The following is a 20,918-nucleotide window of genomic DNA, read 5'->3' as shown; positions in this document are numbered from 1 at the left end:
CCTCGGATCGTTTCGGTGGTTCGGCGCATCGGGCTTCACCGCGGAGATTCGGAGCGGCCGGGCTTCCGGATGGGTCGCGGATTTTCCGGCGCCCCGACCGATCCCCGGCGGGGCCGGCGTCGAACCCCCTCGGACAACGGACCCCGCACACCCGACGGAGCGAGCACCTATGACGGTGAACAGATTGACCCGAAGGCTCAGTGGCGACGACCGCATCGAATTGTTCCGGTCGGTGCGTGAGGCGGTCGGCATCCCCTACTTCCGGGTGATGGAGTCGGCCACCGCGCCGACCGTCCGGGTAGAGGGCGCAGACAAGATCATGCTCGGCTCCAACAACTACCTCGGTCTCGCCGACCACCCGGCGATCCGGCAAGGGGCGCAGGACGCGTTGGACCGATTCGGCGCCGCGATCACCGGCAGTCGGCTCCTCAACGGCACCATCGATCTGCACCTGGAGTTGGAGGCCGAGATCGCCGCGTGGCACGGCACGGAGGACGCGATGGTGTTCACCACCGGGTACCAGACGAACGTCGGCACCATCAGTGCGGTCGTCGGCCCCGGCGACCTCGTCGTCGTCGACTCGGCGGCGCATGCGTCGATCCGTGACGGGGCCGCGCTCTCCGGGGCGACCGTACGCACCATGGCACACAACGACATCGGCGACCTGGAACGCATACTGGGCGAGGCCCGCGACGACGCGGGCGCGACCCTCGTGATCGTCGACGGCCTGTATTCGATGGAGGGCGACATCCCGCCGCTGCGGGAGATCTCCGACATGTGCCGTCGGCACGGCGCGGCGTTGATGGTGGACGAGGCGCACAGTCTCGGAATGTTCGGTCCGGCGCGAACCGGCGCCGCGGAGCTGTTCGGCGTGCACGAGTACGTCGACATCCGGATGGCGTCGTTGTCCAAGGGACCCGCGTCGACCGGCGGTTTCATCGCCGGATCGGCCGACATGCTCGACACGCTTCGCGTGCACGCGCGCGCGTTCCTGTTCACGACCTCCGGGGTCCCGGCCGCGATCGGCGCCTCGCTCGCGGCCGTCCGGCTGATCCGGAGCGAGGAGGGTGCGCACCGTGCCCGGCGGGCGCTGGACAACGCGTCGGTGCTGCGGACGGGGTTGGCCGAGAACGGCATCGACGTGGGAGCGCTGTCGCCGCTGCCCGACGGTGGCAGCACCGCGACCCCGATCGTCGCGCTGCACGTCGGCGATGACGTCGTGGCGATGAACCTGTGGCGGCTGATGTTCGACCGCGGCGTGTTCGCCAGTGCCGCACTGTATCCCGCGGTTCCCCGCGCGGGCGCACTGCTGCGGCTGTGCGTCATGGCCTCCCACACCGACGAGCAGTTGCGCCGGGCGATCGAGATCATCTCGGAATCCACCGCCATGGCGAGGGTGTGACCGTGAGGGTGGCCGTGACCGGAGCGACCAGCGACTTCGGCACCACGATCCTCCCGGTGCTGCTGGCGGACCCGGAGGTCAGCGCCGTGGTGGGCTTGAGCAGGCGGGAACTGCAGATCTCCCATCCCAAGCTCGAGTCCCGGCGGATGGACGTGCGCGACCCCGGCCTCGAGGAGGCGCTGCGGGACTGCGCCGCGGTGGTGCATCTCGCGTTCGTGGTCGAGGAGATCCGGGACAAGTGCGAGACGCACGACATCAACCTGCGCGGGTCACGCAATGTCATCGACTGCGCCTACCGGGCCGGCGCGCGCCGCGTCGTCATCGCGTCGAGTGTCAACGCCTACGGCCCGCAGTTGCGTCCGAAGCCCGTGACCGAAGACGTCTATCCCGAAGGCGATCCGGTGCGGTACTACTTCCACGACAAGGCGGAGGTGGAGCACTACGCCGAATGGTGGCTGCGCCGCCACCCCGGGCAGATGGCGATCTCGATGCTGCGGCCCACCTACATCGTCGGGCCCGACTTCGCCAACGACGGTATCGAGCAACTCACCGGGCCGGTCGCCGTATTCCCCCAGGCCGACGAGGCCGCCTATCAATTCCTGCATCAAGGCGACCTGGCCGACGCCTTCCATCGCGCGGTCAAGGCGGATCTGGTCGGTCCCTACAACGTGGGGCCGACGGACTGGGTGGGTGTGCGGGAACTCGCCGCCATGCAGGGACAGCGGCTGTTCGAGGTGCCCGAGCGCCCGGCCGTCGTCGTGGCGAACGCGGCCTTCAGGTTGGGGCTGACACCGTTCTCCGGCCACTGGGTGACCGCGGGGGAGACGGTCGTCGATTCGTCCCGGCTCACCGCCGCGACCGGATGGCGGCCGTCCATGTCCGCGCGCGAGGCCGCCGCGATCATGATTCTGCTGCAGGGCAAGTCGTTGCTGCGGCGCGAAGACGGGCTGGCACGGCACGCCGCCTGCGAGGCCGCGCTGGCGCCGGCGTCGAAAATCGTCGGCGTCGACGGTAGCGGCCTCGACCACGTGCAGATCGCCACACCCACCGGCGGCGTGCACGCCGAGGTCCACGCGGATCAGTCCGGGTCGCGGCGGGGGACGGTGCTGATCGCGGCGCCGCCGGGGTCCCACGCGCGACACCTCACCCCGATGGCCGCCGAGGTCTGCGCCCGGGGGTTGGACGTGGTCGTCCTCGACCTGCCCGGTCACGGTTTGAGCACAGGCGAGCGCGGTCGTGCCCCGCGCCGCGCGGTGCGCGCCGCCCTTGCCGCGGCGACCGCATACGCGCGAGCACGATTCGACCGGGAACCGGTGGTGCTCGGTGCGCGAGGGGGCGACGGGCTCCGTGTGCCAGGTCGGACGCGGGCCCTGCGGGGCCGCTTCGGAACGGCACCGGGGTACCGGCGGGCGGACCCGCTGCTGCCCCGCACCGTCCGCTACGACGACAGCCTCGGACACCTGCCCCGCGCCGACACCACCGCCGACGTGCTGCGACTCGCCGGGTTCGGGCGCGGTCGGCGGTGATGCCCCCGCGGAGGAATCGGCGTCGAGCGCTTCAACGTCCTACGACACCCGGCTACCGTGGGGGAATGGGTTTGGTCCACGCGAGCATCGTGGAGGCGCCACGGGCGGAGGTGTTCGCCTGGCACGCAAGGCCGGGTGCACTGGCGAGACTGAGTCCGCCGTGGGCGTCGCTGCGGCCGATCGCAGAGTCGGACTCGCTCGAGCGGGGCCGGGCAGTGCTCGGGTTGCCGTGCGGGCTCCGCTGGGTCGCCGACCACGATCCGGCCGCGTACGATCCGCCGCGGCGTTTCGTGGACACCCTGGGCGTCGACGGACTCGCGTCGCTGCCCGCCCGGCTGGCGGTGCCGCGGTGGCGGCACACCCACGACTTCGAAGCCGTCGGCGACGACCGCACGCGCGTGGTCGATCACGTCGACAGTCCGGTGCCGGGATTGCTGCTCCGCGCCATGTTCGACTACCGGCACGCCCAGTTGGCCGGCGATCTGCGGGCGCATCGTCTGGCCGAGGCGAACGGGCTGCGGCCGCTGACCGTGGCGATCTCCGGTGCGTCCGGACTCGTCGGGACGGCGCTGGCCGCCTTCCTCACGACCGGGGGACACCGGGTGGTCAGATTTGTTCGGCGGTCCGCGCGCCATCCGAACGAAAGGCGTTGGGAGCCAGCTGATCCCGAACCCGGGCTGCTGGAGGGTGTCGATGCGGTCGTGCACCTGGCCGGTGCGTCGATCGCGGGCCGGTTCACGCCCGCACACAAGGAGGCGATTCAGGGCAGCCGGATCGGCCCAACGCGAAAGTTGGCGGAGTTGGCCGGTAGGTCCGGCGGCCCGGGGACATTCGTGTGCGCCTCCGCGGTCGGCTACTACGGCGCCGATCGGGGCGACGAGGTCCTCGCGGAGGGCAGCGCGCGCGGCGACGGATTTCTCGCGGAGGTGGTCGCCGACTGGGAGGATGCGTGTGAGCCCGCGCGGCAGGCCGGAGTACGGGTCGTCAACGTCCGCACCGGGATCGTGCAGTCACCGCTCGGCGGCACGTTACGCCTGCTGCGCCCGCTGTTGCGGGCCGGGCTCGGTGGCCGGCTCGGCGACGGCAGGCAGTGGCAGTCCTGGATCGGCGTCGACGATCTCGTCGACGTCTACCACCGCGCCGTGTGGGACACCGCACTGACCGGCCCGGTGAACGCGGTCGCGCCGGTGCCGGTTCGCAACGCCGACTACACCCGGGCCCTTGCGGCCGTGATGCACCGCCCCGCCGTCCTGCCCATGACGTCGGTGGGTCCGCGGATACTGCTCGGCGACGAGGGCGCACGGGAACTCGCCTGTGCGTGCCAGCGGGTGGAGCCCGCCAAGCTGGTCGCGGCCGGGCACCACTTCCGCCACCCGTTGATCGAACCTGCGCTGCGGCACCTGCTGGGCAAGGGCGAGGCCTGAATCGGGCGGGGCCGGGTTCGACCGCGGCAATGCATCGATTCTGCATCGAATGTGCGCTACCGTGTGAAGTCGGAGGCGATCAGCATGCACGGAACTCGACGAGCAGCAGCCGTGGCAGCGATGGCGGTCGGCCTGATGGGATCCGCATTTCCCGCCGGCGCCGTGCCGGCCGGCCCCATCCCAGGATCGCTGCCGCCCGCGCCGGCACCGGTCGCCCAGTTGTCCGTGGACCGCTACCTCGGAAACTGGCACCAACTCGCCGCGATCCCGCAGCCCTACAACGTCAACTGCGCACGGGACACCGAGGCCCACTACGGTCTCGACGCGACAGGCGCGGTGACCGTCCATAACACCTGCACCACCTTGTGGGGAAGCCGCAACGAGATTACCGGCACCGCAACGGTCAACGATCCGGTGACCCGGGCGCAACTGCATGTGAGCTTTCCCGGCGTGCCGACGCAGAACCACCGCAGCGGGCCGACCAACTACATCGTCACCGCGCTCGGACCGGACTACTCGTGGGCCGTGGTGACCGACCCCTACCGGGTGTCGGGGTTCGTCTTGTCCCGCAACCCGTCACTGGATCCGGTGCAATGGCGCGCCGTCAAGCAAGCCGTCGAAGCGGCGGGGGAGAACACCTGCGTGTACCTCACATCTCCCACGGTCGGCGGCCTCGAGACGACAGCCCCGATGTGCCTGACCTAGCTTCGTGGTGGTGATCCAGGATGAATGTGGTGGTGTTCGGGGCGACCGGATACATCGGCGGTCGTCTGGTCCCGGAACTGCTGCGCGCCGGGCACCGGGTACGGATATTGGCCCGGCAGCCGGACAAGCTGACCGGTGTGTCGTGGCGCGGCGACGTCGAGGTGGTGGCCGGCGATGTCACCGACCCGGCGTCCATCGCGGCAGCGGTCCGGGACAGCCAGGTGCTCTACTACCTGGTGCACTCGCTCAACCGGCGTGACTTCGTCGACGTCGACCGAATGGCCGCCACTGTGGTCGGGCACGCCGCGGCAGCGGCAGATGTCGAGCGGATCGTGTATCTGGGCGGTCTGGTTCCGGATACCCGGCCGCTGTCGCCGCATCTCGCGTCGCGCCACGAGGTGGGCGAGATCCTGCGTGCCAGTGGCGCGCCCACGGCCGAACTGCGGGCGGCGGTAATCCTCGGCTCCGGCTCGGCGAGTTTCGAGATGCTGCGGTACCTGTCCGAACGGTTGCCCGCGATGGTCACACCCCGCTGGGTGCGCAACCTGATCCAGCCGATCGCCGTGCGGGATGTGCTGCACTACCTCGTCCGCGCGCCGCTTCTCCCGCGAGAGGTCAACCGCACCTTCGACATCGGCGGTCCGGATGTCCTCACCTATCTGGAGATGATGCGCAAGTACGCGGTGATCGCCGAGTTGCCGCGCCGGGTGATCCTTCCCGTTCCGGTGCTCACGCCGTGGCTCTCGGCGCAGTGGGTCAACCTGGTGACACCGGTTCCGCGGTCGATCGCGGTTCCGCTGATGGAGTCGCTGATCCACGAGGTGGTGTGTACTGAGCACGACATCGCCGCCTACATCACCGATCCTGAGGGCGGGCTGACGCACTATGAGCGGGCCGTGGAGTTGGCGCACGCGCGGATCCGCAACCTGGACGTACCCACACGCTGGTCCGATGCCGGCCGGTTGCCGCCGCCGTCCGACCCCCTCCCGACCGACCCCGAGTGGACGGGCGGGTCGCTCTATCAGGACATCCGTGAACGCCGGACCGCTGCCGACCCGACGGCGGTGTGGCAGGTGATCGAATCCATCGGCGGTGACCACGGGTGGTACTCGTTCCCGCCGGCCTGGTCGGTGCGAGGGTGGGTGGACAAGGTCACGGGTGGCGTAGGGCTGCGCCGGGGGCGGCGCGACCCGCACCGGCTACGGGTCGGGGAGGCGCTCGACTGGTGGCGCGTCGAGTTCATCGACCGCCCGAAGGTGCTGCGACTGCGCGCCGAGATGAGGCTGCCGGGCAATGCCTGGCTCGAGTTGTCCGTCGAACCCGAACCAGGTGGCGGTGCACGCTATCGGCAGCGGGCGTTGTTCGAGCCGCACGGACTGGCCGGACACGCCTACTGGGCGGCGATCTCGCCGTTCCACGACATCGTGTTCAGCGGCATGGCCCGCAACATCACCGGCGCCGCGGAACACGATCAGGCCGCCGACGACCCCGCCGCCGACCACGTATGAAGGGAAGATCCATGCGCACGACGAGTCTGCCCGCCCGAATCCTCGGTGCCCTCACCGCGACCTACGGAGTCGCGGTCGCCGCCGAACCCGCGTTGCTCCTGCGTCCCACCAGGCTCGGGGAAGACCGCGCTCACCTGATTCTGGCCCGACTGGTCGGGCTGCGCGACACCGTATCCGGCCTCACGATGGTAGTGGCGCCGAGTCCGTCTGCGCTGCGTGTCGCGGTCGCCGTGCGGGTAACGTCCGACCTCTGCGACACGGTGGTGCTCGGGGTGGCCTTGCGCGGACGTCCGCAACGGTCGAAGACCGTGGCGGTCACCGCGGGCTGGGCACTCTTGTGCGCGGCGAGTGCGTGGCCACTGCGCTCGTCGACGGCGCGGGGCGACCGACGGTGACCGTCGCGATCGCCCTGTTCACCCGGGACCTGAGGGTGCACGACAACCCCGGCCTGGCCGCGGCCGTGCACCGGGCGTCGGAAGTGGTGCCGCTGTTCGTGCTCGACGACGCCATCGCCGCGAGCGGGTTCAACGCGCCCAACCGGGCGCGGTTCCTGTCCGTCGCCCTGACCGACCTCGACGGCGAGTTGCGCAGGCGAGGTGGACGGCTGGTGGTGCGTCGCGGCAGCGTCGTCGACGAGGTCGTGCGGGTCGCGGTGGACACCGGTGCCACCGAGGTGCACATTGCCGCTGATGTCAGTGGGTACAGCCGCCGACGGGAACAGCGGCTGCGGCAGCGTCTGCGGCCGCTCGGCTGTGCTCTGCACGTGCACGCCGGATCGATCACCGTGGCCGACGCGGGTGAGCTCAGGCCCTCGACCGGCCGCGACCATTTCGCCGTGTTCACCCCCTATCACCGGCGCTGGCGGGAGTGGCCGCTGCGCCGTCCGCTCCCGCCGCCGCCGCGAATTCGCGTGCCGCGGGTGGGCGGCGAGTCGCTCCCGTCGGCCGAATCCGTCTGCGCCGGAAGCGCCTCCCCGCAACTCCGGGTCGGCGGTGAGCAGGCCGGCCAGGCACTGCTGCGCCGGTGGCTCGACGGCCCGATCCGCCACTATCACGAGCGCAGCGACGATCTCGGCGCCGACGCCACCTCGCACCTGTCGCCGTACCTGCACTTCGGATGCGTGTCGGCGACCGAGATCCTCGCCCGGCTCGACCACACCGATCCCGGCGCAGAGGCTTTCGCCCGGCAACTGTGCTGGCGGGACTTCCATCACCAGGTCCTCTCCGCTCGTCCCGACGTGGCCGTCGCGGACTACCGGCCGCGGGAAAGGCACTGGATCACGGACGAACGCATCGTCCAGGCCTGGCGGGACGGCCGCACCGGATATCCGATCGTCGACGCCGGCATGCGCCAACTGGCGGCGCAGGGATGGATGCCCGGCCGGGCCCGACTGATCGCGGCGAGCGTACTGACGAAGACCCTTCGCGTCGACTGGCGGATCGGCGCCGCGCATTTCGCGCACTGGCTCGTCGACGGCGACATCGCGAACAACCAACTGAACTGGCAGTGGGCGGCAGGCACCGGAACCGATACGCGGCCGAACCGAACGCTCAACCCGCTGCGCCAGGCCGAGCGCTTCGACCCGCTCGGCGACTATGTGAGGCGCTGGATACCGGAGTTGGCCCACCTGGTGGGAAAGGACATTCACCGCCCCGGGCAGCACGCCGTGCCCGCGTCGGTCTATCCGGGACCGGTGACTGCGCACCTCCACGCCGATGAGCAAGGGCTGTTCGAGCTGTTCCCCGCACTAGCCTGAGGTCTGCACATCGCACGGTGAGGAGGGTGGAACATGGGTGCAGCCGACCCTGCCGCGTACACCGTCCGGGCGGTGGCCGAACGGCTCGGCATCCCCACCGCGACCCTGCGGAGCTGGAACCAGCGGTATGGCATCGGTCCGAGAGCCCATGAGCCGGGGCAACATCGGCTCTACACCGCCGAGGACGTGCGGACCGCCGCGCGGATGGTCGAGATGGTGCGCGCCGGTGCCAGTCCCGCGGGCGCGGCCCGTGCGGTGCTGACGGCACCTCGTCCTCCGGTTCCGGACGATCCCGCAGCGGTGTTGGAGGCCGCGCTCGGTCTCGATTCGGATGCCGTCGGTGCCCTATTGCACGCGCACCTCGATGCACACGGGGTGGTCGCGACCTGGGAACGACTGTGTCGGCCGGTGTTCGCGGAGGTGATGACCCTGCAATCCGGCGGCCACGGCTGCATCGATGTCGAGCACGTGCTCTCGTGGGCGACGGCGAGCAGCCTGCACAGGCACAGTGCGGAGTCGGCCGTCGAGCCGCGAGTGCTGCTGGCGTGCACCAGCGGAGAGGGTCACACCCTTGCGCTGGAGGCATTGCGGGCCGCCGTGGCCGAACGCGGCATCGGCGCGCGCATGCTGGGCGCCTCGGTGCCGAACTCTGCGCTGCGTGACGCGGTGCGGCGTGGGTCACCCGAGGTGGTGGTGCTGTGGGCGCAACGCCGCGAGACCGCGCGCGTGTCGGCGGTCCGGGCCGCGTCCGCAACCGGCGTCGTGGTACTGATCAGTGGACCAGGCTGGGGCGCAACCAGTCCCGAGCCTCCGGCGCGCTCGGTCCACGACTTGGCCGGCGCGGTCGACCTCGTCGGCCGGCTGCTCACCGAGGCCGGACCGGCGACGGCCCGGTCGGGCAGTGCGCCGTGAGTGGTCACGGCGCTCGTGGAGATGGCAGACACACTCGTCGACGACTACGACGTCGCCGATCTGTTGCACCAGTTGGTGCAGCATTGCGTCGAGTTGCTCGACGTCGCCGCCGCCGGCCTGGTGTTCGCCGACCAACGCGGCGGACTGCAGGTGCTGGCAGCCTCGAGCGAACGCACCCGCCTGCTCGAACTGTTCCAACTGCAAAGCAATCAGGGGCCCTGCCTGGAGTGTTTCCGCAGCGGCGAACCCGTCCTGGTTGCCGATCTGGCGGCGCAGACCGTCCGGTGGCCCTCATTCGCTTCCGAAGCACGTCGCGAGGGCTTCGCCTCCGTACACGCGGTGCCCCTGCGGTTGCGTAAACAGACCATCGGCGCCCTGAATTTGTTCGGCAACCAACCCGGATCATTGACCGCGGAAGACCTGGTCATTGCGCGGGCGCTGGCCGACACTGCCACGATCGGGATCCTTCAAGAACGTGCAATCGCCCGCAGCGAGATCCTGACCGAACAGTTGCAGACCGCGCTGAACAGCCGAATCACCATCGAGCAGGCCAAGGGCGTCCTCGCCAGCGCCGGTAACCTCGACATGGAGCAGGCTTTCGAAGCGCTCCGCGGTCACGCCCGCCGACACAGCAGCCGCCTGAGCGACATTGCTCACCGCATCGTCACCGGCGACCTCGACCCCGCCGAACTCCTGCACACGGCACAGACACACCGGGCAACCTGACGGGCAGCATCGTGTACCCCACCGTGACGAAGGAGGGCGTGCTGCGGGTGGCGGAGGCCAGCCGTCATGGCGAAGATTCAGGATCCGCTGCGCATGGCGAGAGATACTGGGCCGGTGCGGGGTAGGTGATGCCGGTGACGAACCGCACCGCCCACAACCACACTTTTGATCGCGGGTCTCGAGGACCCATGGCTTGGGCGAGTTGGGATTCGGTGACCACCGAGGGGCATCCGGTGCGCAGTGACGCGGTGCGGCCAACGTTTCGCGGTGACCCGGGGGTCGTTCCGACTACAGTGGGTCAATGGCACTGATCACGAGTTCGGGTTACGCACATGTTCGGATCACGGTCACCGATATTGCCCGGTCGAAGCAATTTTACGACCGGGTCTTCGGTTGGCCTGTGGCGGTCGACGAGTCGAGTGCGGTCGCGGAGCCGGGCGTGCGCGAGTCGCCGGAACGTTTCTACGGCGGGACTATTTATCAAACTCCACAGGGAACACTGTTTGGGTTGCGACCGGTCGGCCAAGAAACGTTCGACCCGAATCGCACCGGGCTGGATCATGTCAGCTTCGCGGTCGCATCGCGCGCCGAGCTCGAACGGGCCGCGGCCGCGCTGACAGATGCGGGTATCGAGCACGGCGAAGTCACCGACCTTACCGCCGCCGGCATCGCCATCTTGTCCTTCCAGGATCCGGACGACATCAACGTCGAGCTCACCGCGCCGCTGAACTGACCGACGGCGTGCCCAGTCGGGCACACCCGTGACCGAACTGTCACCTGATCTTGCAGCAGTCCCGAACGGCCGCGTTGTGGCATGCGGCGACTATCTGAAACCGCTCGGGTCTCGGTTGTCAGTAGAAGCTGCGGCCCCACGTTTCCGAGGTTGCCAAGGCGCCCCCGAGCGCCCATTCCGCGTCGGTGTTGGCTCGCTTGTCGCCGATGGTGAGCCGGATACCGTGGTCAGGCACCACACGGGCGAGGATGCCGGAGGATTCGATCTGGGTTCCGAGTTCGGCGGCGTGTGCACCGATATCGATCCACAGGAAGTTCGCCGCGCTCGTGGGGACGCGTAGTCCCATGTGGGAAAGTTCGGCGCCGAGCCGATCGCGGGCGTCGATGACGTGGCGGACGCGCTCGAACAGCTCGTCTTCGGCCTCGAGTGAGCGTAGTGCGGCGGCGATGGCGATCGTGCTGACGCCGCAGGGCACCGCGCATTTGCGGAAGGCGCCGGCAAGTGTGGGGTGGGCGAGGCCGTAGCCGACGCGTAGCCCGGCCAGGCCGTAGGCCTTGGAGAAGGTTCGCAGGACGACGACGTTGCGGAATCGGCGGTAGAGGTCGAGCCCTGATGGGCCCTGGTGGTCGGGCACGAATTCGGCGTAGGCCTCGTCGATGAGGACGAGGACGTCGTCGGGGATCTGCTCGAGGAAGGCTTGTAGGTCGTCGCCGGGGATGAGGGTGCCGGTCGGGTTGTTCGGATTACACACGAATACAGCGCGTGTGCGCTCGCCGATGGCCTCCGCGATGGCCTGGAGGTCGTGGTGGTGATCACGCAGCGGGACCTCGCGCGTGGTGCATCCGGCGATGGCGGCGACGATCGGGAAGGCCTCGAATGAGGGCCAGGCGTAGACGATGTCGTCGCCGGGGCGCAGCATCGCCTGCGCGATCTGCTGGTAGATGCCCATGGTGCCGGGGCCGGTGAGGATGTCGTCCGTATGACAGCTGTGGCGGCGGGCGAGCGCAGCGATCAAGGTGGTGGGTTCGATGTCGGGGTACCGATTGATGCCGGTGGCGGCGTCGTTGATCACGGCGAGTACCGAGGGCAGCGGGGGATAGGGGTTCTCGTTGAGGAACAGGCGGTGCGGGAGAACGCCCGCGGGTGCCTTGGGGGGTTGGGGAACGTATCGGGCGACCGAGTCCAGCGCCGGACGTGGCCGTGGGCCGTCGCCTTGCAGTCTGCTCATCGTCTGCCCTCGCTTCCCGGTTCGGTTGCCCCGGAGAGTGTTTCGGCGATGTAGAGGCCGGACATGATGTCTTCGACGGCGAGTCCGAGGGATTTGAACAGGGTGATCTCATGGTCCGTCGTGCGGCCGGGGCGGTCCCCGAGGAGCACCTCACCGAGTTGTGTGGTGACGCTTCGCTGCGCGATCAGGCCTTCCTGTAGGGGATGGCGCAGGTCTCCGGATTCGGCGAGCGCCGATTCGAGGCTGTCGACGACGATCGTGGTGCGGGCGACGGCGTCGGAGGTGAGTTCGCGGGCGTCGGCGAAGGATCCGCCGACGGCGTTGAGGTGGGCGCCGGCGGCCAGCCACGGTGCCTCCACGAGGGGTTCTTTGGTGGCCATGGTGGTGCAGATCAGGTCGGCGCCGTCGAGTGCGGCGGCGGGGTCGTCCATGACCTCGACGGGTACGTCGAGCCATGCCGCTGCCCAGTTCTGGTAGTCGATCGCGTTCTCGTGGGTGCGGTTCCATACCCGCACCCGGCGCAAGGGTCGCACGGCGGCCATCGCCTCGAGGTGGCTGCGGGCCTGAACGCCGGCGCCGAGTATGGCCAGATCGCCGGCCCCGGCCGTCGAGAGTGCACGTGTTGCGACCGCGGACACCGCGGCGGTGCGGATGGCGGTGATCGCGCCCGCATCCATGACGGCGGACGGGGCGCCGGTGTCGGGGTCGAACACCATGACGACACCGATGTGCAGTGGCAGGCCCTGGGCCGGGTTTTCGGGGCGCAGCACCATCGCCTTGAGGCCGAAGCCGCAGTATTCGTCGCCGGCGACGTGGCAGGGCATCGTGCCGAGCAATCCGGTTTCGGTCTGGGGCCGGATGATCGTGCGCAGCGGTTGGGTCACCTGCCCGGAGCAGTAGCGGCGCATCGCAGTGTCCATCAGCTCGATCGCCTTGGCCATCGGCAGCGCTGCGCGCACCGCTTCGGAGTCCAGGAACGATGGCGGCGCGGGTTCGGTCATGTGTTCGCTCCCTCGCGTGTGTTCGTTTCCTCGTGCTCTCGGGGGTTCGTTCGAGTGAGGGTTACCGCGTCTTCCTCGACGACGTCCGCGATGACCCAATCGCTGATCTCCCGCCAGATGCGGATGGCTTGTTGGTGGAACGGATTGTCGAGATACCGTTCGAGATCGTGCGGGTCGCGCAGAAGGCCGACCACGACGAAGTCGCAGGCGACGGCCCGGTCCGAAATGTTCTTGCCCGCGTACCAACTGAGCAGTTCGGGCACCTCGTTGCCGACGCGGCCTGCGATCTCCACGGCATGCACCGCTCGGGGGTCGTGCCAGGACACGCCCTCGTGGAGGGTGAACAACACGATGTGGCGGATCATGCCGAACGCGTCCGGGTAAAGGCGGTCCAGAGCATTTCGATCGGGCGCACCGGTGAAATGAACTCGAGATCATATATTTTGGCTGCTACGTCGGTGGTCAGCGCCACCGTCATCTGTCCGGCGGCCACAGATGCGGCCGCGGCGCTGGTCGAGAGCATCGGCACCACCGCGGACACTTCCATACCGTCGGGCAGCAGTTCCTCGATCAGGGGGATGGGCGAGGGGTGGGTGGCGACGTCGATCCGCGCGGGAACCTGCGTGCCGCGGGCCTTGGCGAGCCCGTAGTCGGGGGTGTTGAACCGGTAGGCCGCGCCGATGGACAGCTTCGGGTCCATGTAGAAGCGGCTGATCTGGCCGTACGCGTTGGCCACCAACAGGTGTGTGGCGGCGTCGGTGAGCACGGCCTCGGCGGCGTGTTCGTAGGTGGTGTGCAACTGCACAGCACCGTCCGGGGAATCGAGGTGGCGGCTGGCCCAGTCGAGCAGATATCGAGCACTGGCCTCGCTGCTTGTCCCGGGTGGGCCGAGGGTCGCGACGGTCATGGCCTGGCTCGGCTCGAGTCCGAGGTCAAGGACGGTGCTCGCTTGTTGATCGGTCTGCGTCATGACGTTCCACCGTTTCTGTCAGGGACCGGGACGGGCGTCAACCAGTGGTGATAGCGCGGGAGGACCCCGCGCACCGCGTCCGTGTACAACTGCCGGATCTCGCTTGTGAGCGGCCCCACCTCGCCGTTACCGACCGGGCGACGGTCGACCTCGACGACCGGCGCGATCTGAACCCCAGTGCCGGCGAGGAAGCACTCATCGGCGCCATACAGTTCTGCCGGCTGCACCTCGCGCTCGACGACCGGGAGGGCAAGCTCGCGTGCGGCGAGTTCGAGAACGGTCGCCCGGGTGATGCCCGGCAATATGTCCGCGCCCGGGGGCGGTGTGATCAACCGACCGTCCCGGACGACGAAGATGTTCGCGGTGCTCGCCTCCGCCACGGTGCCGCCGGCGTTGAGCATGACCGCGTCGTCGAGGCCGGCCGCCTGCGCCTGGTCCATCGCGAGCGCGTTGTTGGCGTAGCCTCCGGTGATTTTCGCGGCTGCGGGAAGCGCGGACCCCGGTATCCGGCGCCAGGAACTGACCGCGCACCGCAACCCGACAGGGTTGGTGTAGCTGCCCATCGGCACTGTGGTGACCGCGAACTCGGTGCTCACCCCGGCGAGACGGACACCGAATCCGGTACCGGGCAGCAGTGCGCCCTTGTAGGCGAGCGGCCGCACATAGGTGTCGCGCACCGTGTCGTTGGCCACGAGCAACTCGATGACGAGGTCGGTCAGCTGCGCGGTGGTCAGGTCGAGATCCAGCCGCATCAGCCGCGCCGAACGGTGCAGACGTTCAAGATGATCGGACAGGCGGAACAGATTCAGTGCGCCACCGCTGTGGTCGGCGTAGGCGCGGATGCCCTCGAATACACCGGTTCCGTAGTTCAGCGCCTGGTTGGTGACCGGTACCTGCGCCTGACCGGCAGGGATCATCACCCCGTTGTGATAGACCGCGGGAGTCCCGTCGAGCCGTAGCGGCGGCATCAGCGTTTCCTGCTCGCCGAGAGCCGCTCCGCCGCTGCGCGTTCAGCGTCGACCGGTCCGCCGCGCCGATCGTGGAATCGCGCGGCCTTCCAACTGACCATCGCACCCGTGCCGGCGATGCCGTCGGTGTGGCCGCGCCGCACCACCGTGCGTACGCCGAGTTCGGCTTGGATCTGCCTTTCCAGGCCTCGCACCTGCGCATCGTCGTGCTCGTAGGGCAGCTCCACGACGATGTCGAGTGTCTCCTCCCCGTCGTCGCTGGTGAGGGCCATCTGGTAGTCGAGACAACCCGTGGCGTGGGTGAACACGGCTCTTTCGACCTCGTAGGCAGTGAAGGACCGGCCGCCGAGTTGCACGGTGTCGCGGATTCGGCCCACCGGTTCGATTACCCAGCCGCCGCTGGGCTCTGCGGTCGCGGTCACCATGTCGCCGGTGCGGTAACGAATCAGGGGCTTGTGGCCGCGGTAGAGGTTCGTGACCACCATCTCACCGGTGACCGCGTTGTCCACCGGAACATCGATGACCTCGTCGGTCTCGGGGTCGATGAGCTCGTAGTAGTTGTTCAACGGCACCGTGCGCTGACGCCCATCGGGGCACACGACCGCCAGGATCGAGGCCTCCTGTGAGGCGTACATGCAGTTGTATATGGCCGCGCCCCAGATCCCGCCGATGTTCTCGAGCATCTCCGGGGTGCTCAACTCCCCGAGCGCGAAGATCACCTGCAATCCCAGCGTCCGTGGGTCGCGGCCGGCGCGGATCACATGCCGCGCCAGCTCGATGGCAACACCTGGAGTGCACACCACCGCGGTGACCCCCAAATCTGCGATCAGTCCCAACGCCCGCTCTGGGCCCACCAACGGCGATCGCGGCCACATCTTGACCACCGTGTGTCCGAGCGCGCGGAAGACGTCCTCGAAGGTGTCGCCCGTCGAATGCAACTCGGTCGGCCCCATCACCGCGATGATGTGCCGGTCCCCATGCCGGGACAGGACTTCGCCGTAACGCAGGATCAACGCGGTGTTGTTCGCGATCGAGTCGACCTCGTTGCGTGGGCACGGCGTCGACGGTCCGGTGGTGCCGGTCGTCTCGTAATACACCCACGCGCCGTCGAGCGGTCCGCAGGCGAGGTCATGCTGCGCGGTCCGCAGATCGTCCTTGGTGGTGAACGGGATCTGCGCGACATCGGAGAGCGCGCATCCCTGTGGATGAGTGGCCATGAACTCGCCCAGACGGCGGCGATAGAAGACCGAATCGGCGTATGCCCTGCTGAGGGCCACGTTCAGGCGTTCACGTTGGAACGCGCGCACCGTCTCCACCTGGTAGTCGCCGCGCTCGTAGGCGCGTTGTTCGCGCAGAACCCGAAGCGCCAGTTGCGTGAGCTCGGGGTGAAAGATTGAGTACAAGCTGCTCTCCTACCTCAATAGGGGGAAGCTGCCCACCATCTTGTTCACGGACTTCTTCGGGCCGATGATGCCGACCGCCGAGAGCGGGATATCGGCGCTGTCCGCCGCCGCCAAGGCCTGCTCATACTCGAGGTACGTCCGGCAGGACTGCGCCAGGCTGCTGAACGGGAAGACCGTCATCTCACGGTGGTCGGCAGCCCACAGGTACCGCGACACGAGTTCGGCCTGCGAAGCGGCCAGGATCGGCAGTGGCGCGAGCACCACACCGGGGTAGCGGTGACCATCGCGGCTCGACAGAGCCGGCCCCACAAGGCCACGCACCTCGCATCCCATGGACACCCCGACCACGCTCACCGCGTTCGAGGCCAGACCAATCGGCAGCGCCGCATCGACCAGCACCACAGACTTGTCGGTGGCCGCGTCGAAAACGGTGCGGCGCATCGCCGCGTCGGGGACGGACATTCCCTGCACCGCATTGCGCAGTGTCATCACCGCCTCTCAGCGCTCCCGCCTCTGCCAGGGTAGGCTGATTGACCGACACCGGAACCAGGATCGGGGAAACGACCACCGACTATTCCGATCTCACGCATGAGGTCATCGTCGTCACATGTCGCGCTGGGGTGGTGTCTGCCACGCGAAGTGGCGCAGTAGCACCTGGTGAAGTCCGCCTGACCGGTCACAGCCGAGTACGAGTCCTGACTCGACCAGTGGCGTAGTTGCCGTGGGAAACGAACGGCGAAATCCAGTGCACCACACCGTATTTGACAAAGTCGATGCAGCCGGAGGATCCGTGCTGATCGGAGGTCACCAAAAGATGCCCCGTGAACTGACCGAACAGGAACTGCTCAAGGAACTCGAACCCGTAGTGGAGGCGAACCTCAACCGCCACCTGGCGTTGGCCAAAACATGGCATCCCCACGACTACGTTCCCTGGGGCGAGGGCCGCAACTTCCGTGCTCTCGGGGGAACCGATTGGGACCCCGACCAATCGGGCCTGGACAAGGCAGCCAAAGCCGCAATGGTGACGAATCTGCTCACCGAGGACAACCTCCCGTCTTATCACCGCGAGATCGCCGAGAACTTCTCCCTCGACAGAGCCTGGGGCACGTGGGTGGGGCGCTGGACCGCCGAGGAGAACCGACACGCCATCGTGATCCGGGACTACCTGGTTGTCACCCGCGGTGTCGACCCGGTCGCTCTCGAACGTGCACGCATGGAAAACATGACCACCGGATTCGTCCCCGCAACCGACAAAGGCGTACTGCACACCCTTGCGTACGTCACCGTCCAAGAACTCGCCACCCGAGTGAGCCACCACAACACCGGCAAGGTGTGCGGCGAGCCGATCGCCGACCGAATGCTGCAGCGGGTGGCGGTCGACGAGAACCTGCACATGGTCTTCTACCGCAACCTGACGTCTGCGGCGTTCGACCTGCAACCGGACACGATGATGCGCGCGTTGGTAGACGTGCTGGGCTCATTCCAGATGCCCGGCACCGGGATGCCCGACTTTCGGCGTAACGCCGTCACCATCGCCAAGGCGGGAATCTACGATCCCCGCATACACGTCGACGAGGTGATCCGCCCGGTACTGCAACACTGGCGGATCTTCGAACGCACAGACTTCGGCAGCGAAGGCGAGCACGCCCGCGACGACATTGCCGCACTTCTGGAAGACCTCGAGACCAAAGCCGATCGCTTCGAGGAACGGCGCGAACGCCTGCTCGACCGCGCAGTGTAAGGGCGCTGTTATCGAGTCGACGGCCCCCGGCGGGACCCAGCGAATCTCGGTCCCGCAATCAATTCTCGCCTCGAAACCGCGGCACTGCGCGGAATCAGAATGCACCTTACGGGTCGAGTCCGGCCGCGCGGGCGCAGTACCCCCACACCCGGTCCACCTCGTCCTGGGTGGCCCGGGTCGCGCGCCGGTAGTGCGTCGGCCGGATGCGACGGTCGTGCCAGAAATGTCCGGAAGGCGGTGCGGGGGTGGTGGCGGCGAGCCAGACGGCCGTGTCCGCACCCTGCCGCGCGGTGCGGAGCAGGGGAGCGGTGATGCGCCTGAACAGCGGGAGCGACTGCGCGAGGCCGGGTGTGTCCACCCAGCCCGGATGCATCGCGGCGACCGTGACCCGGTGTTCGACCCAGCGCCGCGAGAGGATCGGCGTCAATGCGACCTGGATCCGTTTGCTGCGTGCGTAGGCGGTGGCACCGCGGTAGGCGCCGCGGCGGTATTCGAGATCACCGGACGGCAGCGGCTGGGCATACATTCCGCCCGAGGACATCAGCACGACCCTCGGGCTTGGCGCCTCGGCCAGCGCCGGCAGCAGCAGTTCGGTGAGCAGCAGCGGGCCGAGAACGTGGGTGGCCAAAGACAACTCATGTCCCTGGCCGGTCTCGGCACGGGCCGGTGGCAGCACGCCGGCGTTGTGGATCAGCGCGTCGATCCGGCCGTGACGGCCCATCAGGCCGGCGGCGAATTCGCGCACGTCGGCGAGGTCCGAGACGTCGCACCGCTCGACGACCAGGTCAGCCTCGGGGTTGTCGCGCAGCAGTTCCCGGCGTGCGGATTCACCCCGTTGCCGGTTGCGGACGGTCATCAGCACCGTGGCCCCCAGGCGTGCTGCGGCGGCCGCGACGGCCTTGCCGATGCCGGAGTTCGCGCCCGTGACGAGCACCGTTGCCCCCGCCAGCGCAGCGGCCGGGGGATCGCCTGCCCGCCACGTGCGGCTGCGCACGGCGTAGCCCAGTCGGGAGTACCCGGGGACGATCGTCCGGTCGAGGACGGTGTCGAGGGCGGCGGTGACGGTCATGTCACACCGCCCTGGCGGCGACGTGCCCGCCGGTGGGATCCAGCGCCGGGCGCGGGTGATGCCATCGGGTGCTGCCGATACCCGAAGGTGTCGACGACCAGCTCGCCCAGCGCCGGTGCCACCAACGACATGTCGGGCCATATCGCGGGCAGTTGCGTGGTCAGCCGTTCTGCATGTGTGCTGGCGAACCGTGGTGGATCGCCGGCGCTGCGCGATCGCCGGTAGCCGAGTACATCCACGATGCGGTACGCCCACACCGCCGCGTCGGTGTGTACCGCCGGCCACTGGGCGAGCAGGCCGGCGGCGAGTTCATCGGATTCGCCGCTACCGGTGGCGATCGTCATAGGTCCACTCCTGCGTTTCGCCGGACAGGGCACACCTGGGGTTCGTGGCCGCCGCCCCGCCGGATGGGTCGGTGCGGCGGGGCGGCTCGCGCGGTCAGGCCAGTGGCACCGTGACAACGGGAGCGCTGGTGGGCTGATCGGACCCGGTGCCGGGCTCGACGGTGACCGCCACCGACGTCGCGGCGTCCAGTGCGGGGATCACCTCACCGCCGGGCGGCGGCATGGTGGTGGCGCTCATCGTGCCCGCCGAGCGGGGCGCGCCGACGGGCGGCATGAACCACATCTGGTAGACGTGGCCGGCCGGCGGTGGTGGCACGTTCGCCATCGACACGACCGCGGCGTTCGAGTGGGCCGAAGCGCTCACGGTGATTGTGCCGCCGGCCACGGCGGCCGTGGCGGTGTGCGTGTCGGGGCTGGCCATGACCTGCGCGACCGTCGGCTCCGACGGGGTGTGCGCGGTGAACTGGCCGGTCACGGCTGCTGCCCCGAGACCGATGGCGACCGCTGCGGCCGCGGCCACGACGACGCGGGCGATCCGCCGCCGGCGTCGCTCGACGCGCCTGCGCTCGAGATCATCCGGCGCGGGCCGATGCGACTCGTCGATGGCGGTGAGCAGGTTCTCTCGCAGGCGCGGTGCCGGCGCGACGGTGTCGGCGACGCCGATCAACGCCATCGTCTCGTGCACGTCCGCCACGATGCGGCCGAAGCTGCGGGCCGTCTGCGGGTCGGCTGACCCGAGCCTGCCGACGATGTCGTGACGTTCGGATTCGGACACGGCGTCGAGCGCGTACGGGTACGCGAGCTCGAGGAGCCCGTCGTCGGTGTGGTTGTCAGGCATCGGTGTTCACCCCCAGACAGTTCTTCAGTCGGATCAGTCCGTCCCGGATGCGGGACTTGACGGTGGGCAGCGGCACCGCCAGGTGCTCGGCGACCTCGCGGTAGGTGCGCCCGCTGTAGTAGGCCAGGCCGATGACCTCCCGTTGGGTCGCGGTCAGCGAATCGAGGCAGTCCACCACCTGCTGTTCGTCGAGACGCTGGTCGACCTGTTCGGCGACCACGTCGTGTTCGCGACCCAGGTGGGCACTGCCGTAGACGTGGTTGCGGTCGGCGGCGGACTGCTCCGAGCGGACGCGGTCGACGCTGCGCCGGTGTGTCAATGTCATCAGCCACCCGATCGGGCTCGCCTGACGCGGGTCGTACTGGCGCGCGGCTGTCGACCACACCTGCAGGTAGACCTCCTGCGTGACCTCTTCGGCGAGAGCGGGATTGCGCAGCACGCGCGTCGCCAACCCGAAGACCCGCGCGCAGGTGCTGTCATAGAACTCGGCGAACGCCGCACGATCTCCGCAGGCGACCGCGGCCAGGCGATCCGCGAGACGGTCGTCTGCGGGGCGTCGGCCGGGCACCGGGCACGAGGGAGCGTCCTCTGTCTCGCGGTCGACGCTCCGGGGTGAGTCCATCGGTGCATCGTCGCACACCGGGCCGGCGAGCGAACCCCGCTT

At 68.9% G+C, this 20,918-nt stretch carries 22 protein-coding genes; 11 read left to right on the top strand and 11 right to left on the bottom strand.

Going from position 1 to position 20,918, the window contains the following annotated elements:
* The first annotated feature begins 169 nt into the window (after positions 1 to 169).
* The 10 genes from G4X40_RS11950 to G4X40_RS11905 all read left to right on the top strand — a co-directional run bounded on the left by G4X40_RS11950 (position 170) and on the right by G4X40_RS11905 (position 10,692).
* Positions 170 to 1,402 carry an aminotransferase class I/II-fold pyridoxal phosphate-dependent enzyme gene (locus tag G4X40_RS11950; protein ID WP_277832738.1) on the top strand — a complete coding sequence of 411 codons (1,233 nt, stop codon included), beginning with the start codon at positions 170 to 172 and terminating at the stop codon, positions 1,400 to 1,402.
* A 14-nt stretch (positions 1,403 to 1,416) separates the two neighbouring features.
* Positions 1,417 to 2,928 carry an NAD-dependent epimerase/dehydratase family protein gene (locus tag G4X40_RS11945; protein ID WP_277832737.1) on the top strand — a complete coding sequence of 504 codons (1,512 nt, stop codon included), beginning with the start codon at positions 1,417 to 1,419 and terminating at the stop codon, positions 2,926 to 2,928.
* 65 nt (positions 2,929 to 2,993) lie between these two features.
* Positions 2,994 to 4,352: a TIGR01777 family oxidoreductase gene (locus G4X40_RS11940; RefSeq protein WP_277832735.1), complete on the top strand. Its 1,359-nt coding sequence runs from the start codon at positions 2,994 to 2,996 to the stop codon at positions 4,350 to 4,352.
* Positions 4,353 to 4,487: 135 nt separating this feature from the next.
* On the top strand, positions 4,488 to 5,057 hold the full coding sequence (locus G4X40_RS11935) for a lipocalin family protein (RefSeq protein ID WP_277832734.1): 570 nt from the start codon (positions 4,488 to 4,490) through the stop codon (positions 5,055 to 5,057).
* Between the two features lie 20 nt (positions 5,058 to 5,077).
* Entirely contained in the window at positions 5,078 to 6,565 is a 1,488-nt protein-coding gene (locus G4X40_RS11930) for an SDR family oxidoreductase (protein WP_277832733.1), read from the top strand.
* 11 nt (positions 6,566 to 6,576) lie between these two features.
* A complete protein-coding gene (locus G4X40_RS11925; RefSeq protein WP_277832732.1) occupies positions 6,577 to 6,960 on the top strand; it encodes a hypothetical protein in 384 nt (127 codons plus the stop codon).
* Positions 6,918 to 8,321, top strand: a complete 1,404-nt coding sequence (locus G4X40_RS11920) for a cryptochrome/photolyase family protein (protein WP_332519298.1) — start codon at positions 6,918 to 6,920, stop codon at positions 8,319 to 8,321. Before G4X40_RS11925 ends, G4X40_RS11920 begins: the two co-directional genes overlap by 43 nt.
* A gap of 33 nt (positions 8,322 to 8,354) precedes the next feature.
* Complete coding sequence (locus G4X40_RS11915; protein ID WP_277832730.1) at positions 8,355 to 9,233, top strand: MerR family transcriptional regulator; 879 nt, start codon at positions 8,355 to 8,357, stop codon at positions 9,231 to 9,233.
* Between the two features lie 21 nt (positions 9,234 to 9,254).
* A complete protein-coding gene (locus tag G4X40_RS11910) occupies positions 9,255 to 9,959 on the top strand; it encodes a GAF and ANTAR domain-containing protein (protein WP_277832729.1) in 705 nt (234 codons plus the stop codon).
* Positions 9,960 to 10,260: 301 nt separating this feature from the next.
* On the top strand, positions 10,261 to 10,692 hold the full coding sequence (locus G4X40_RS11905; protein WP_277832727.1) for a VOC family protein: 432 nt from the start codon (positions 10,261 to 10,263) through the stop codon (positions 10,690 to 10,692).
* Positions 10,693 to 10,810: 118 nt separating this feature from the next.
* On the opposite strand, the gene G4X40_RS11900 is transcribed toward G4X40_RS11905, so the two are convergent.
* Genes G4X40_RS11900 through G4X40_RS11870 form a run of 7 tightly spaced genes read right to left on the bottom strand, consistent with a single transcriptional unit; the run spans position 10,811 to position 16,751 of the window.
* Positions 10,811 to 11,920: a histidinol-phosphate transaminase gene (locus G4X40_RS11900; RefSeq protein WP_277832725.1), complete on the bottom strand. Its 1,110-nt coding sequence runs from the start codon at positions 11,918 to 11,920 to the stop codon at positions 10,811 to 10,813.
* Positions 11,917 to 12,921, bottom strand: a complete 1,005-nt coding sequence (locus tag G4X40_RS11895; protein WP_277832724.1) for an ornithine cyclodeaminase family protein — start codon at positions 12,919 to 12,921, stop codon at positions 11,917 to 11,919. Before G4X40_RS11895 ends, G4X40_RS11900 begins: the two co-directional genes overlap by 4 nt.
* The gene (locus G4X40_RS11890; RefSeq protein WP_277832723.1) at positions 12,918 to 13,286 is read right to left on the bottom strand and encodes a Dabb family protein; all 369 of its coding nucleotides are present in this window, start codon (positions 13,284 to 13,286) and stop codon (positions 12,918 to 12,920) included. The genes G4X40_RS11895 and G4X40_RS11890 overlap by 4 nt, the downstream gene beginning before the upstream one ends.
* On the bottom strand, positions 13,283 to 13,891 hold the full coding sequence (locus tag G4X40_RS11885; RefSeq protein ID WP_277832722.1) for a hypothetical protein: 609 nt from the start codon (positions 13,889 to 13,891) through the stop codon (positions 13,283 to 13,285). The genes G4X40_RS11890 and G4X40_RS11885 overlap by 4 nt, the downstream gene beginning before the upstream one ends.
* Complete coding sequence (locus G4X40_RS11880; RefSeq protein WP_277832721.1) at positions 13,888 to 14,859, bottom strand: branched-chain amino acid transaminase; 972 nt, start codon at positions 14,857 to 14,859, stop codon at positions 13,888 to 13,890. The genes G4X40_RS11885 and G4X40_RS11880 overlap by 4 nt, the downstream gene beginning before the upstream one ends.
* A complete protein-coding gene (locus tag G4X40_RS11875; protein WP_277832719.1) occupies positions 14,859 to 16,262 on the bottom strand; it encodes a phenylacetate--CoA ligase family protein in 1,404 nt (467 codons plus the stop codon). The genes G4X40_RS11880 and G4X40_RS11875 overlap by 1 nt, the downstream gene beginning before the upstream one ends.
* Before the next feature lie 9 nt (positions 16,263 to 16,271).
* Complete coding sequence (locus G4X40_RS11870) at positions 16,272 to 16,751, bottom strand: DUF2000 domain-containing protein (protein WP_277832717.1); 480 nt, start codon at positions 16,749 to 16,751, stop codon at positions 16,272 to 16,274.
* A 325-nt stretch (positions 16,752 to 17,076) separates the two neighbouring features.
* Between G4X40_RS11870 and G4X40_RS11865 the strand changes: the two genes are divergently transcribed.
* On the top strand, positions 17,077 to 18,003 hold the full coding sequence (locus G4X40_RS11865; protein WP_277832715.1) for an acyl-ACP desaturase: 927 nt from the start codon (positions 17,077 to 17,079) through the stop codon (positions 18,001 to 18,003).
* A gap of 106 nt (positions 18,004 to 18,109) precedes the next feature.
* Here G4X40_RS11865 and G4X40_RS11860 read toward each other — a convergent pair whose 3' ends face one another.
* From G4X40_RS11860 to sigK, 4 genes are all read right to left on the bottom strand, one after another.
* The gene (locus G4X40_RS11860) at positions 18,110 to 19,072 is read right to left on the bottom strand and encodes an SDR family NAD(P)-dependent oxidoreductase (protein WP_277832713.1); all 963 of its coding nucleotides are present in this window, start codon (positions 19,070 to 19,072) and stop codon (positions 18,110 to 18,112) included.
* The gene (locus G4X40_RS11855) at positions 19,069 to 19,416 is read right to left on the bottom strand and encodes a hypothetical protein (RefSeq protein WP_277832712.1); all 348 of its coding nucleotides are present in this window, start codon (positions 19,414 to 19,416) and stop codon (positions 19,069 to 19,071) included. Before G4X40_RS11855 ends, G4X40_RS11860 begins: the two co-directional genes overlap by 4 nt.
* 94 nt (positions 19,417 to 19,510) lie before the next feature.
* A complete protein-coding gene (locus G4X40_RS11850; RefSeq protein WP_277832710.1) occupies positions 19,511 to 20,254 on the bottom strand; it encodes an anti-sigma factor in 744 nt (247 codons plus the stop codon).
* On the bottom strand, positions 20,247 to 20,876 hold the full coding sequence (gene sigK, locus G4X40_RS11845; protein WP_277832708.1) for an ECF RNA polymerase sigma factor SigK: 630 nt from the start codon (positions 20,874 to 20,876) through the stop codon (positions 20,247 to 20,249). The genes G4X40_RS11850 and sigK overlap by 8 nt, the downstream gene beginning before the upstream one ends.
* Positions 20,877 to 20,918: the final 42 nt, after the last annotated feature.

Source organism: Speluncibacter jeojiensis, assembly GCF_029589495.1.
GTDB lineage: Bacteria > Actinomycetota > Actinomycetes > Mycobacteriales > Mycobacteriaceae > Speluncibacter > Speluncibacter jeojiensis.
This window is presented reverse-complemented; position numbering and strand designations above follow the sequence as displayed.

Bases quoted from the DNA above. Each gene is read 5' to 3' on its own strand.
- G4X40_RS11950 (WP_277832738.1), top strand. From the start codon at position 170: ATGACGGTGAACAGATTGACCCGAAGGCTCAGTGGCGACGACCGCATC.
- G4X40_RS11940 (WP_277832735.1), top strand. From the start codon at position 2,994: ATGGGTTTGGTCCACGCGAGCATCGTGGAGGCGCCACGGGCGGAGGTG.
- G4X40_RS11935 (WP_277832734.1), top strand. From the start codon at position 4,488: ATGGGATCCGCATTTCCCGCCGGCGCCGTGCCGGCCGGCCCCATCCCA.
- G4X40_RS11930 (WP_277832733.1), top strand. From the start codon at position 5,078: ATGAATGTGGTGGTGTTCGGGGCGACCGGATACATCGGCGGTCGTCTG.
- G4X40_RS11925 (WP_277832732.1), top strand. From the start codon at position 6,577: ATGCGCACGACGAGTCTGCCCGCCCGAATCCTCGGTGCCCTCACCGCG.
- G4X40_RS11915 (WP_277832730.1), top strand. From the start codon at position 8,355: ATGGGTGCAGCCGACCCTGCCGCGTACACCGTCCGGGCGGTGGCCGAA.
- G4X40_RS11910 (WP_277832729.1), top strand. From the start codon at position 9,255: ATGGCAGACACACTCGTCGACGACTACGACGTCGCCGATCTGTTGCAC.
- G4X40_RS11905 (WP_277832727.1), top strand. From the start codon at position 10,261: ATGGCACTGATCACGAGTTCGGGTTACGCACATGTTCGGATCACGGTC.
- G4X40_RS11900 (WP_277832725.1), bottom strand. From the start codon at position 11,920: ATGAGCAGACTGCAAGGCGACGGCCCACGGCCACGTCCGGCGCTGGAC.
- G4X40_RS11895 (WP_277832724.1), bottom strand. From the start codon at position 12,921: ATGACCGAACCCGCGCCGCCATCGTTCCTGGACTCCGAAGCGGTGCGC.
- G4X40_RS11890 (WP_277832723.1), bottom strand. From the start codon at position 13,286: ATGATCCGCCACATCGTGTTGTTCACCCTCCACGAGGGCGTGTCCTGG.
- G4X40_RS11885 (WP_277832722.1), bottom strand. From the start codon at position 13,891: ATGACGCAGACCGATCAACAAGCGAGCACCGTCCTTGACCTCGGACTC.
- G4X40_RS11880 (WP_277832721.1), bottom strand. From the start codon at position 14,859: ATGCCGCCGCTACGGCTCGACGGGACTCCCGCGGTCTATCACAACGGG.
- G4X40_RS11870 (WP_277832717.1), bottom strand. From the start codon at position 16,751: ATGACACTGCGCAATGCGGTGCAGGGAATGTCCGTCCCCGACGCGGCG.
- G4X40_RS11865 (WP_277832715.1), top strand. From the start codon at position 17,077: ATGCCCCGTGAACTGACCGAACAGGAACTGCTCAAGGAACTCGAACCC.
- G4X40_RS11860 (WP_277832713.1), bottom strand. From the start codon at position 19,072: ATGACCGTCACCGCCGCCCTCGACACCGTCCTCGACCGGACGATCGTC.
- G4X40_RS11855 (WP_277832712.1), bottom strand. From the start codon at position 19,416: ATGACGATCGCCACCGGTAGCGGCGAATCCGATGAACTCGCCGCCGGC.
- G4X40_RS11850 (WP_277832710.1), bottom strand. From the start codon at position 20,254: ATGCCTGACAACCACACCGACGACGGGCTCCTCGAGCTCGCGTACCCG.
- sigK (WP_277832708.1), bottom strand. From the start codon at position 20,876: ATGGACTCACCCCGGAGCGTCGACCGCGAGACAGAGGACGCTCCCTCG.